The sequence below is a fragment of the Candidatus Uabimicrobium amorphum genome, from assembly GCF_009002475.1.
GTDB lineage: Bacteria > Planctomycetota > Uabimicrobiia > Uabimicrobiales > Uabimicrobiaceae > Uabimicrobium > Uabimicrobium amorphum.
Genome location: NZ_AP019860.1, coordinates 2867155 through 2880500, shown reverse-complemented (window position 1 = coordinate 2880500; position 13346 = coordinate 2867155). Strand labels below are relative to the sequence as shown.

General features: G+C 38.5%; 11 protein-coding genes. 8 read left to right on the top strand and 3 right to left on the bottom strand.

Features of this window, described 5'->3' with window-relative positions; genetic code table 11:
* The first annotated feature begins 11 nt into the window (after positions 1-11).
* From UABAM_RS10225 to UABAM_RS33740, 3 genes are all read left to right on the top strand, one after another.
* Positions 12-932 carry a phosphotransferase enzyme family protein gene (locus UABAM_RS10225; RefSeq protein ID WP_151967904.1) on the top strand — a complete coding sequence of 307 codons (921 nt, stop codon included), beginning with the start codon at positions 12-14 and terminating at the stop codon, positions 930-932.
* Positions 933-1004: 72 nt separating this feature from the next.
* Complete coding sequence (locus UABAM_RS10220) at positions 1005-2012, top strand: sialate O-acetylesterase (protein ID WP_151967903.1); 1008 nt, start codon at positions 1005-1007, stop codon at positions 2010-2012.
* 151 nt (positions 2013-2163) lie between these two features.
* Positions 2164-3942: a histone H1-like repetitive region-containing protein gene (locus UABAM_RS33740; RefSeq protein WP_229759382.1), complete on the top strand. Its 1779-nt coding sequence runs from the start codon at positions 2164-2166 to the stop codon at positions 3940-3942.
* A 69-nt stretch (positions 3943-4011) separates the two neighbouring features.
* On the opposite strand, the gene groL is transcribed toward UABAM_RS33740, so the two are convergent.
* Together groL and groES are read right to left on the bottom strand one after the other, a co-directional pair.
* Complete coding sequence (gene groL, locus UABAM_RS10210) at positions 4012-5697, bottom strand: chaperonin GroEL (protein ID WP_151967902.1); 1686 nt, start codon at positions 5695-5697, stop codon at positions 4012-4014.
* Positions 5698-5711: 14 nt separating this feature from the next.
* A complete protein-coding gene (groES, locus tag UABAM_RS10205) occupies positions 5712-6002 on the bottom strand; it encodes a co-chaperone GroES (RefSeq protein ID WP_151967901.1) in 291 nt (96 codons plus the stop codon).
* A gap of 468 nt (positions 6003-6470) precedes the next feature.
* Between groES and UABAM_RS10200 the strand changes: the two genes are divergently transcribed.
* The gene (locus tag UABAM_RS10200) at positions 6471-8366 is read left to right on the top strand and encodes a HEAT repeat domain-containing protein (RefSeq protein ID WP_151967900.1); all 1896 of its coding nucleotides are present in this window, start codon (positions 6471-6473) and stop codon (positions 8364-8366) included.
* Positions 8367-8402: 36 nt separating this feature from the next.
* On the opposite strand, the gene UABAM_RS10195 is transcribed toward UABAM_RS10200, so the two are convergent.
* Positions 8403-8777, bottom strand: a complete 375-nt coding sequence (locus UABAM_RS10195) for a group I truncated hemoglobin (RefSeq protein ID WP_151967899.1) — start codon at positions 8775-8777, stop codon at positions 8403-8405.
* Positions 8778-9109: 332 nt separating this feature from the next.
* Between UABAM_RS10195 and UABAM_RS10190 the strand changes: the two genes are divergently transcribed.
* From UABAM_RS10190 to UABAM_RS10175, 4 genes are read left to right on the top strand one after another with little or no spacing between them, the layout of a single operon-like run.
* Positions 9110-9529 (top strand): Rrf2 family transcriptional regulator, encoded by a 420-nt coding sequence (locus UABAM_RS10190; RefSeq protein WP_151967898.1) that lies wholly within the window; start codon positions 9110-9112, stop codon positions 9527-9529.
* 20 nt (positions 9530-9549) lie between these two features.
* Complete coding sequence (locus UABAM_RS10185) at positions 9550-10941, top strand: aldehyde dehydrogenase family protein (RefSeq protein ID WP_229759381.1); 1392 nt, start codon at positions 9550-9552, stop codon at positions 10939-10941.
* 7 nt (positions 10942-10948) lie between these two features.
* The gene (locus UABAM_RS10180; RefSeq protein ID WP_151967896.1) at positions 10949-11926 is read left to right on the top strand and encodes a flippase-like domain-containing protein; all 978 of its coding nucleotides are present in this window, start codon (positions 10949-10951) and stop codon (positions 11924-11926) included.
* 17 nt (positions 11927-11943) lie between these two features.
* Complete coding sequence (locus UABAM_RS10175; RefSeq protein WP_151967895.1) at positions 11944-13320, top strand: phenylacetate--CoA ligase family protein; 1377 nt, start codon at positions 11944-11946, stop codon at positions 13318-13320.
* Positions 13321-13346: the final 26 nt, after the last annotated feature.

The following is a 13346-nucleotide window of genomic DNA, read 5'->3' as shown; positions in this document are numbered from 1 at the left end:
AGGAGACTTTTTTGCACAAACTCATCGAAGACAATTATTCGATCGGAAAAGTGACGAAAATAGAGAAGCATTGTGGTGGATGTATTAACGATAACTATGTCGTTACCACGGCGGATAAACGTTATTTTTGGCGCGCATACAATACAAAGCGTAGTCAAGAAGACATTGCTTTTGAACACAGTTTATTGTGCTATTTACAAGAAATACAATTCTCTCATAGTTCGCCTTTGGTATATACGAAAGCACAACAAACATACATTTATGATAACGATCGTTACTATGCGTTATTTGGTTTTTTGAACGATCGTGTTGTATACAACTGGGATGAAGACTGTTCTTTGGCACATTTAGAAAGTGCTGCACTTCTACAAGCGCGTTATCACCAAGCTGTTCACGAGTGGAATCCTGTGCACCCACGTAAGATTTCATGGGAGGCTTTTTTCGATAAACTGCGGCAAAAAATAGTGGAAAAACGTTCCTACAACACATTACTGACTCCTCATCGTAAACATCTAATAGCACAAACAAATCACACGAGTTGTTTTTTGAAATCTATCGCGAAACTTTCTTTGCCAAAAATCGTTATTCATGGTGATTACCATCCTGAAAATGTGATGTTCAACGGCGAAAAAGCCACCGCCGTTTTGGATTTCGATTGGTGCATTTTTTTCTACCGCATTTTTGATGTCGCGTTAGCGATGTTCTACTTTTGCTGTTCGTGGTCAGATCATACTTTATGCAGTAAAAAATGCGAAGCGTATCTAAAAAACTACGAAAATATACTCACTCTTTCTCCCGAAGAACATCAAGTACTAGACGACTTTTTCATTGTCGCGCGTTTGTATCTACTCAAGTGGTTGCTAGACGATTACGATCGTTTGTCAACACAACAACAAATCAAGTACCTTGAGCACTTCTGCCACTTTCACTAATCTAGTTAATCCTGTAAATCCTGTCAGAAAAAACCTGTTAATTCAAAAAATCTAGTTAATCAAGGAACGATAATGACAATAAAAATATTCTCACCACAAAACCATCAAATTTTTCAAAGAAACGATTTTAATAAAAGTAATGTTATTTTTAGTGGTTTTGTTTCTAATGAAATTAATGAAATTATTATCGAGGTGTCTGACAAAGAAAATGAACAATGCCTTACCTCTGTCACTATTGATATTATGCAGGATAAGAGTTTTTTTTCGTCTGTGGAGATACCGAGTGGTGGATGGTACTGCGCAAATGTTTGTATGGTAAAAGACGGTCAAAAAATACTTGTCGATTCGCGAGTTTTTGCTGTAGGTGAAGTGTTTCTTGCGGCGGGACAATCAAATTCAACGAATTATGGTGAAGAGCGTAGTCAACAAACTTCAGGTATGGTGGCATGTTTTGCTCATAATCATTGGGAGCTAGCACGAGACCCTTTACCAGGTGCCCATGATGTTTCTGAGGGGGGAAGCCCATGGCTATTTTTTGGTGACTATCTATATGAAAAACTAGGTGTACCTATCGGTATTGCTATTACAGGACACGGTGGAACCCAAGTAAAAGAATGGTTACCCGATGATGAGTTTTGTGGACAATGCGAGGAAAAACGTGGTTTATTTAACTGGATGATGTTGCGTTTACAACAACTCGGGGTGAGAGGTTGTCGCGCGGTCCTTTGGCATCAAGGTGAAAGCGATGCGGGAAATGGTACCGCAAAAGAACTGTACTATGAGCGTTTACGCAATATAATCACTACATGTCGCGAACAATGTGGATGGTATATTCCGTGGTTTGTTGCGTTGGTATCTTATCGTAGCCCGGATAGTTGTTTGCATATAAGTGTTCGAGAAGCGCAAAAAAAAATCTGCGATGACGCAATCGCTTTTTTGGGACCGGATACGGATAGTCTCGTTGATGAAAACCGCGATTTACAAGGGGCAGGGGTTCATTTTAGCTTGAAAGGGTTGGAGAACCACGGTCAAATGTGGGGAACAAAAATAGAAAAATGGCTTAAAAATCACAAAATATAAATATTTTGTTCTTGGAATAAAAAAATAATCATCTTATAATTAAAAACTTTCCGAAACCACTAATAAAGTACTTCAGCAGAAGTGATAAACTTTTTGATGTAATTTTGACGAGTTTATTTGTTGCCTTTCATTACCATTTTAAGGAACGTGCATGGACTACAATGAAGTCATGAAGACGCTGGAAAGTATGGGAACTGCTCAGGGAGTGAAGATCTACAAACAACATGGAGCAAAAAATAAACTCATATATGGCGTCAGCTTTGCTAATCTAAACAAGTTGAAGAAAAAAATCAAAACACATCACGCTCTTGCCCTCAAATTATGGGAATCATCTAACTTAGATGCCCAAATTCTTGCAACAATGATTGCAGACCCCCAACAATTTTCAATCCAAGATGCACAAACATGGATCAAAAGTGTCCAATTCCAAACCTCTGGTAGTTATCTCGCTGGCTTAATTTCTAAAACTTCTTTTTTTAAGAAACTAATGGAACGGTGGATGACAAGCAAAAAAAAATACTATAGACAATGTGGCTATAATATTTTGACTGATGCTTTAAAAAATGGAAGAGATATTAGTGATAAAGAGTGTAAAAAGTATTTAGAGACCATCGAAAACGAAATACACCAATCGGAAAACCGTGCAAGATATGCAATGAACAATTCCGTTATTGCAATCGGCGTATATAAGTTAGAGAAAGAAGCGCTTCTTTGCGCAAAACGTATTGGCAAAGTGAATGTTGATCATGGCAAAACAAGCTGTAAAACTCCCAATGCCATAGACTACATAAAGAAATCATTGGAAAAACTAAAGGAAAAATCTACAATGGCCAAAGCTAAAACAACTAAAAAAGCAGCAGCTAAAAAAACTGCTAAAAAAACAACCGCAAAAGCAACAACTAAAAAAACTGCAGCAAAGAAATCAACAGCTAAAAAAACTACAAAAAAAGCCGATGAGAAAGTTGACGAAAAAGAAACCAAGAAAAAGTCAACAGCTAAAAAATCTACGGCGAAGAAGTCAACAGCGAAAAAGTCTACCGCTAAGAAAGCTGACGAGAAAAAAGCAACAGCAAAGAAGTCTACCGCTAAAAAAGCAACAGCGAAGAAGTCTACCGCTAAGAAAGCTGACGACAAAAAAGCAGCAGCGAAGAAGTCTACCGCTAAAAAAGCAACCGCAAAAAAGTCTACCGCTAAAAAAGCAACGACTAAAAAAGCTGATGACAAAAAAGCAACCGCAAAAAAGTCTACCGCTAAAAAGGCAACAGCGAAAAAGTCTACCGCTAAGAAAGCTGATGACAAAAAAGCAACAGCGAAGAAGTCTACCGCTAAAAAAGCAACAGCGAAGAAGTCTACAGCTAAGAAAGCTGATGACAAAAAAGCAACAGCAAAAAAGTCTACCGCTAAAAAAGCAACAGCAAAGAAGTCTACAGCTAAAAAAGCGGATGCAAAAAAAACAACAGCAAAAAAGTCTACCGCTAAAAAAGCAACAGCGAAGAAGTCTACAGCTAAAAAAGCTGACGACAAAAAAGCAACAGCGAAGAAGTCTACCGCTAAAAAAGCAACAGCGAAGAAGTCTACCGCTAAAAAAGCAACAGCGAAAAAGTCTACTGCTAAAAAAGCGGATGACAAAAAAGCAACCGCAAAAAAGTCTACTGCTAAAAAAGCAACAGCGAAGAAGTCTACCGCTAAAAAAGCAACAGCGAAGAAGTCTACCGCTAAGAAAGCTGACGATAAAAAAGCAACAGCAAAGAAGTCTACTGCTAAAAAATCAACAGCAAAGAAGTCTACTGCTAAAAAAGCGGATGACAAAAAAGCAACAGCAAAAAAGTCTACCGCTAAAAAAGCAACAGCGAAAAAGTCTACCGCTAAAAAAGCAACAGCGAAAAAGTCTACCGCTAAAAAATCAACAGCGAAAAAGTCTAAAAAGTAGTTTTCATGTAGACATAAAAAAAACCGGCAAATATCGCCGGTTTTTTTATGCTTACTTTTTTGCTGAGATCTAGAAGCCCATGCCTGGCATGCCACCCATGCCACCCATGCCGCCCATACCTCCCATGCCGCCCATACCTCCCATGCCACCACCTGGCATTGCAGGTTTTTCTTCTTTGATTTCGCTAATCAAAGCATCGGTGGTTAGTAGTAAGGATGAAATACTTGAAGCATGTTGCAAGGCACATCTTGTTACTTTTGTTGGGTCGATAATACCTGTTTTTACTAGGTCACAATATTCATTGACATTTGCGTTGTAACCGTAGTTTTTGTCATCAGATGCCAGAATGTTTTGAATAACTACAGAACCGTCTAATCCTGCATTTTCTACAATTTGGCGTAGTGGAGCACTAAGAGCTCTTTGTACAATGTCGACACCAGTTTTTTCGTCACCTTGACTGTTTTCTTTTACTTCATCAAGAACTTTGCGACATCTTAATAAGGTTGCGCCTCCGCCAGGTAGTATTCCTTCTTCTACTGCAGCGCGAGTAGCATGAAGAGCATCTTCTACTCTTGCTTTCTTTTCTTTCATCGCAACTTCCACGGCAGCACCGACATATATTTCTGCGACACCACCAGAAAGTTTTGCTAAACGTTCTTGTAGTTTTTCAATATCGTAATCGGAAGTTGAGTTTTCAATTTCGCGGCGTATTTGCTTGATGCGGCCTTGAATGTCTTCGGAACTTCCAGATCCTTCGATGATTGTAGTGTTATCTTTGTTTACAATTACTTTTTTGGCCGATCCTAAATCGTCGATGGAAATATTTTCCAATTCGATCCCAAGATCTTCAAAAATTGCCTTGCCACCTGTTAGGATTGCGATGTCTTCGAGCATTGCTTTGCGACGATCACCAAAACCAGGAGCTTTAACCGCACAGCAATTGATAATTCCACGTAGTTTGTTGACCACGAGTGTCGCTAGTGCTTCGCCATCGATATCTTCGGCGATGATCAACAACGGTTTTCCTGCTTGTGCTACTTTTTCTAGTATAGGTACTAAATCTTTGACGGCAGAAATCTTTTTTTCATGTACTAAAATGAGTGGATTTTCGACAACAGCTTCCATGGAATCGGCGTCTGTTACGAAATGAGGAGAAATGTATCCTTTGTCAAATTGCATTCCCTCTACAAGGTTAACTGTTGTTTCTAGACTTTTTCCTTCTTCAACAGTAATAACACCATCTTTGCCTACTTTTTCCATGGCATCAGCGATTATGTCACCGATTTGCTGGTCGTTGTTTGATGCAATTGTTCCAACCTGTGCAATTTCGGTTTTATCTTTTATAGGGGTACTGCTTTCTCCGAGGTGGTTTACACAAGCATCTACTGCTTTTTCTATACCTCTTTTTAGTGCCATTGGATTTGCTCCGGCAACTACGTTTTTTAAACCTTCTTCGAAAATTGCTTCTGCCAATACAGTTGCGGTAGTGGTTCCATCTCCGGCGATGTCAGAAGTTTTGGAAGCAACTTCTTTTACCATTTGTGCACCCATATTTTGGTATGAATCTTCCAACTCTACCTCTTTAGCTACGGTAACACCATCTTTTGTTACTGTAGGAGCACCAAAGCTTTTTTCGATTACAACGTTGCGTCCTCTAGGTCCCAAAGTTACTTTGACTGCGCGAGCTAGAGTTCTTACACCTTTGCGTATCGATTCTCTTGCTTCTGCATCAAATGCAATTTTTTTCTTACCCATGGATTATCTCCTTGTTACTTCACAATTACTAGAATTTCATCTTCTGATAAAATAAGATATTCTTCGCCATCAATTTTTACTTCTGTACCTGCATAAGATGAAAAAATAACGCGATCCCCTTTTTGTACGGTGAAAGGTGCTCTTTTTCCATCGTCTAGAAGACGTCCACTACCCAACTCGATAACTTCACCTTCTTTTGGTTTTTCTTTAGCTGTTTCAGGAAGAACGATTCCTCCCTTGGTTTTTTCTTCAGCTGCCAAACGTTTTAATAAAATCTTATCTCCGATAGGTGTAATACTAGCCATCTACACTCTCTCCTTGATATCGAATATGTGAAAAATAACTTACCGTAAAATTACGTGTAATTATTCTGTCATATTACTTGGGTCTACATTTACTAAAAAGTTCACATGAGAACTTTTTGAACATTTCATAAATTCAATTGTTACTTCTGTCTTTCGATACCACAAGTTATGTTGTACTTGGTACGCCGTAATATTTTGTTGCACATAACTTTTCTATTTGCACGGCAACTTCGGTATGGTACAATTCAGAAGACAAAACTTACTGTGTATAATTTTAGACTACAGTACAAAGCAAAAAAAGTGCCTATCAAAATAGAAATATAAATATATTTTTAAAGTCTAGAAAAAAAAAGACTTAGAATGAAAAGCCGTTTAGACAAAATAGAATTCTTTATGTGCCAGGATGACATTTTGTTTTGACAATTGAGCCAATGTGACAAGTTGCATGGATGTAAATGAGAGAAATATATGATATTTTGGAAAAAGCAAAATAAAAAAAGCGCTTCTGAAGAAATAAATCAAAAACTATCGGAATTACCACAACAAGAAACACCGCAAAATTTTATCTATCTACTAGAAAATTATCCTCTTCAACAAACCACTTTGAGTTTAGAAAAAATTCTCAGTGATTGGTCTATTGATAATATTCTTGGTTTGGGCAAACAGCTCGCTACTCTCGAAGATAACAAATTATTTTTTAAGTTTATTGAGCAATTCTTTGTATGTAAAGAAGAACCCGAAACCGTTATTTTTTCCCTACAAATACTGGCGAACGTCAAGAGTAAAAAAATTACAGATTGCCTATTTGATAAGTATTTAGAGATATTTCCTGCACATAAAGTCGATGCGATTTTTAGTATTGCAGTGCGTAAAGAACATCCCGATGCGGAAACGATTGCCTTGATGTCGGGAACTTGTGCCATTCCATTTTTGTGGTTGTGGCAGAAAACATTAAAAAATCGTCAGAGTAAAATTCGTTTGGAAACGACAAAGATATTAGGGTTGTTTCCCTGGCAGCAGACGAAGATTGCTGGTTTATTAGTTTCACTTCTCGAAGACAAGAAGTCTGAGATATGCAAAGCTGCGGCATTTTCATTGGCAAGGTTAGGAAAATACGCCGTACCGTCTCTTATAAAAACATTGGTTAAAAAAGATTCACGTACGCGTACGTTGGCGATCTGGAGTTTAGGAAAAATAGGAGAAGATGCGGCAAACGCAATTCCTTATCTAGTTTCCTCTCTATCTGATGAAGACACAAAGGTGGTACGTAATGCCAAGTGGGCTTTGGAAAACATTGGTGAAAGTGCGCGAGACAGTATATTAGAGTCGCTGGCGGCTGTTGAGAATGCAAAACAGAGAATTGCTTTATTGTCCTTAGTGGCGAATTTTCCGCCATCAGAAGATATAGTCGAAATATTACTCAATCTTATCGATAAGCCAAATGACGATTCGCGAGAAGCCGTTATTCGTTGTTTAGGAAAGATGAAAGATAAAGCAAAACCCGCGATCAAAAAACTCAAAAAACTTTCTAAGTCCAAAATACCTGCAGTGAAATTAGCGGCCATTTTTGCCCTATCGCAGATTGAAGATAAACATCAAGATTTACACCCGATGTTGTTTCAATTGTGCTCCGATGAATCTCCTGATATCCGTCAGGAAGCAATACAATTGACGGTGAACATCGCAAAGAAATCAAGTAAAACTCAGCGAATTTTGATGCAATCTTTAGATGACAAGGACAACAAGGTAAAAAAATCTGCCATTGAATCTTTGCCAGGATTACCTGAAGTAGACAAAAAAATGTTGTCGAAATTACGTTCCTACCTTTTAGAAGATGATCGCGATTTGCGACTGGCGATTATGAAAACGATGCTTGACCTGGATGTGAAAGATTACGAATCCATAGGGCCTCTAATCAATATATTACAATCAGGCGACGACAGTGAATGCAACGAATACGCTCTTCTGAATTTACAAGCGATTGGGGAACGTAGTGTTATACCGCTTATGAAGGTTTTGGGGAAAAACACCAAATTGCGTAAACAAATTAGCAATACTATTGCCGAAATTTCAGAACCGGCTGTTCCGAAACTGCTTGGACTTCTCAAAGGAAAAAATGCCAATATTCGCAAGTCAGCAATTAAAATATTGGAAAGAATAGGTCAACCTGCTATTCCAGGTTTGGTAAATGCGCTAAAAGAGGATAATTTTTGGATTAAAAAAGCGGCAACAATAGCTCTGATTAATATTAAAGAAAACGTTTCCGAACAATTAGTTGAGTTGTTAAAAAGTGATAATAAAGAGTGGCGACAAGCAGGTTTAGCTGTTTTAAAAGAAATACATATCGATACTCTTGAACGATAAAGTATCATAGGCGCAACACGTTGCGCCTTTTGGGTTTTATTTATTTAGAACATCATCTCTTACTGTTTCAGCAACGGCAGCGACTTCTTTTATCAGGTCTCCACCTACACCCATTTCTTGCAAAGTAGTTGCTAGATTTTCAACGACTGCATCAAAGTGGGAGTCGTTTAAGCCCTGTTCTTTTACTAATTTTTCGTGGGCTTTACGCATACTGCGACCATTATAGTTATTAATACCGCCAAATGCATAAGTGAGAAACGCTTTTTGATGATTTCTTTGTTTTTTCATGTCAGTATCTTTGAAAAAATAATTGATGCGTTCATCTTGTAAAACGCGATCATAAAATTTATCAACAGCGGCTTCAACAGCATCTTTTCCACCTAGCTTCTCAAATAAGCTCTTTTCGCTCATTGTGTACTCCTCTTTTAAATATGTATGTGAAATATATGTTTAAGGGCAAAAAATTTTTATATGTAATTTTGGTATTGTTAGAACTGTCATCATGTTAATTATTGCCTTCTGTTTCGAGCCCGATCTCGCTCGCAAGCGGGTTTAATCTAATCAAAAACTTTTGGGCAATATTTTTGGTAACATCCATTATTCTGTTGTGAATGATGACATGTATTTGGTTTTTTATACAAAACCAAGGATTTTAAACATGTATTTATTATATATGTTTAAATGCGCAGTATCAATAAAATTTTGTAAGAACTTTTTCATCAAAACGACAAACGAGTTATAGTATGCAGTTAACATCATTTACCGATTACTCTTTACGGGTACTTATATTTCTCGCTATACGCAAAAAAAGCTCTATCGCGGTTATTGCGGAAAGTTATGGCGTTTCGAAAAATCATATTGTGAAAGTTGTGCATAACCTCGGAAAATTGGGTTATATAAAAACGAACCAGGGGCGTGGCGGAGGAATTTCTTTGGCGATGAGTCCCGAAAATATCAATTTAAAAAAATTAGTGGTACAGACGGAAAATTTTTATATAGTAGAATGCTTTCATCCTCAAGGTAAATGCAAGATTGCCAGCGTTTGTAAATTAAAAGGTATTCTTTACGAAGCGCAAACTAATTTTTTAAATACACTAGAGAACTATTCTCTACAAGATGTTTTGCACAATGAGAATGAAATTAAACAATTGTTGGACGAGTAAGGTTTACAGGAGTAGTAAAAGTGAGTTCTATTTCAAGCATATTTGACAATTTGCAAAAGAATCGTTGGCGCATCTCACAGACAAACGCCCAAGAGCGAATTGAAAAACTCAAAAATTTGCGCAAACATATTTTACAAAAGCGCTACGATATTTACAAAGCCCTGCATGACGATTTTCAAAAAAATGAGGTAGAAATAGAGCTTACAGAGATTCAGCCAACAGTGGCAGAAATCAATTTTTGTATGAAAAGATTAAAAAAATGGATGAAGCCACAAAGAATAAAAACACCCATGATGCTCATGGGAACAAAAAGTCGCTTACGATACGAAGCTCGGGGAGTTGTTCTTATTATTTCCCCATGGAATTACCCATTTCATTTAGCAGTAGTTCCTTTAATATCTGCTATCGCCGCAGGAAACTGCGTTATTGTGAAACCCTCCGAAGTCACACCTCATACCAGTCATTTACTTTGCGAACTTATCTCACAGGTCTTTGACAAAAATGAAGTTTGCGTAGTCGAAGGTGATGTGAGTATTTGTCAAGAGTTACTCAAATTTCCGTTTGACCATATCTTTTTTACAGGTAGTGGCCGTGTCGGTAAACACATCATGCGTGCTGCCGCGGAAAACTTATCTTCTATAACTCTAGAACTTGGTGGAAAGAGTCCAGCAATTGTTGACAAAACAGCAAGTATAAAGAGTGCGGCACAACGTATTATGTGGGGAAAATTTTTAAATGCCGGGCAAACATGTGTTGCTCCAGACTATGTATTGGTGCACAAGGAAGTTCATGAGATGTTTATCGCTGCTGTTAAAAACGTTTGGAAAAAATTTTATGGCGAAAGTTCGCGGCCCGAAGTAGGACAAATTGTGAGTGAAAAACACTGGGAACGTTTGGCGACAATGTTGGATGAAGTAATTGCTGATGGGGGAAAAGTTGTTTTAGGAGGGCAACGAGAGTGCAATCACAACTATCTTGCTCCGACAATTGTTCGTGATGTTTCGTTAACAGCTTCGATCATGAAGCAAGAAATCTTTGGACCAATTTTACCGATAGTTACTTATGAGAGTCTCGATGAAGTAACATCTTTTATCTGTAATAACGACAAACCTTTAGCTGTTTATATTTTTTCGCATTCCCGGGGGAATATCCAACGTATTTTGACGAATACGACGTCCGGAGGTACATGCGTAAACAATGTGGCAATTCACCTTGGCAATCCTCATTTACCTTTTGGGGGCGTCAACGCAAGCGGGATAGGAAATTATCACGGCTTTCATGGATTCAAGACCTTTTCTCACGCGCGTTCGATCCTTTACCAAGGGCCATTTAGTGGACTGTCATTTATTTATCCTCCTTATCGAGAGTGGACAAAAAAACTGGCACGGTGTGTGACAAATATTTTTTCTTGAGGTACAAATGAAGATTATCAAAAATATACTACTGGCTATGGGGATCGGTGTTATCTTTTGGCTGGTGTACGAGATTGGGCCGCAAAAAATTTGGCAAGAAATTGCTAGTTTAGGAGTTTGGGGACCTCTGTTTTTACTTCCATATTTTGGAGTTTATTTACTCGATACCCTTGGCTGGAAATACTCCTTTGGCCGCGACATCTCTTTACCTTTTTCCACACTATTTTATGCGCGGGTTGCAGGAGAATCCATTAACCACGTGACTCCCACGGCTTACTTGGGGGGCGAGCCGGTTAAAGCCTACATTTTGTATAAGAAAAATGAGGTACCTTTGGCCAATGGTTTTGCGTCGGTAATGATCGGTAAATTTTTGATGATTGCTTCGGAAGTTCTTTTCATTCTTATTGGAATTGAAATTGCCGTTCACGTTTTGGGAAATCGCAATGACCCTGTTATCATCGGTATTCAGTTGTCGATTGCGACATTGGCATTGTTTTTATTGATATTTCTCGGTTTGCAAATATACGGATTTGGCAATTTTTTTAGTAAGTGGGCTGCAAAAATGAAAGTGCTAGCGACGTCTCTTACCAAATATAAAGACGCTCTTGCTAAATTTGATTCGGTGTTACTCGATTACTATCGCAACGAAAAAGGGAGACTCACCGCGGCCTTTGTCTACTACTTTTTGAGTTGGTGTTGTGGAATATTTGAAATATATATCTTTTTTATGTTAACTGGGCAGAGCGCAAGTTGGGGAGCGATCTTTGCGATGGAAGCCATTGCAATGGCCATTAAAGGCGCAGGCTTTTTTATACCTGGTTCTGTTGGCGTCCAAGAAGCAGGGCAGGTCATGTTGTTTAAAATGTTTGGCTTTGACTCTAGTGTTGGATTGGCCTTCTCAATATTGAGACGTTCAAGAGAAATACTGTGGATTGTGATTGGGCTTGTACTACTTGGAAGAAACTGGGAAAAGAAATACTGTTAATCGTACTAGGAAATAAGATGCTAAAGATACTTACCTTGGCGAAGAGTTTAAAAAGATCTACACAACAGCAAATGTCTGCAAGAAAAAAATATCAGGAACGCCGTTTTCTGAAACTTCTCTGTGAAGCGCGCAAAATACCTTTTTGGGAAAAACGTCTACGCGATTGCCATTGTGTAGACGATTTGCATAAGGTACCTCCTTTGACCAAAAAAGAGTTGATGGCGAATTTTGACGAAATTCTTGCTTATTGCGATGTGAGTAAAGAAGGAATTATGGACTTTTTTACCAAGGCAAAAAGTGCTGAACTCACTGAATCAAATCATTTTGCGTTTCGCACGAGTGGTACGAGTGGCTTGATTACTTGCTTGGTGATTGACGAACAGGATGCGGAGAGGATGGTGGCCTCTTCTATTGCCTTTGGTACTGTACCGAGTTCAGTAAAAACAATGCTACGGGCATTTTCGGGTAAAAAAATGCGTATTGCTTCTATCATTCTAGAGAGTGGTCACTTTCCGGGAACATTCTATTCTCACCTCATGCGTCGTTTTGTAAGAGTTATGAATTTAGTGGCCCACTCAGAGATCGTTGATATTGGACAGCCCATAGACGAGATAATCAACAAATTAAACACACTACGTCCTGAGGTGTGGGTGAGTTACCCTTCGATGTTACGTGTATTAGCACGCCAAGCCTACCTGGGAAATTTGCGGGTAAACCCGAAACACATTATTTGTACTAGTGAGCCGTTTGATGTACACACCCAATCTATTGCAAGACAACAATTTGCCAATGTGGCGCTTCACAATGTGTATGGTGCGGGAGAGTGCCCATTTATCGCCAGCTCTTGTCGGAAAGAACAGCTTCACTTGCGTCCCGAAGTATCTATTCTTGAAAATGTTGACGAGAATAATGTTCGTGTGCCTGATGGAGCGGGTGGACACCATGTATTGGTGACAAATTTAAATAACTACGCCTTTCCTATTATTCGCTTTTGTCTCGACGATCGCATTACGATTAGTAAAAAGAAATGTGGTTGTGGAGATCAGGCACCTATTATTGAAAATATTGATGGTAGAACAGATGATATATTCTGGCTACGTCCCGAGTCACAACAAATTCCCATACACCCTTGTGCTTTTGAGCCACCGCTCATCAATGATCACCGTGTGGAGGAATACCAAATCATCCACGATGACGACAATCATATCTTAATTAGAATCGCCACCAAAGAGGAAATTGTTACGGATATAAAGACTGCTTTGCATCAGCATTTAACAAAGCTAGATTTGCATGAAACTTTGCAGGTTGATTTTGAGTTTTGTGATGAAATTCCTAGGCAGGTTTCTGGAAAATTTCGCCGTTTTGTTAGTAAGGTACCGCAAGATAAGGTTTAATATGGCAAATTTTGTGGGTCTGCGAA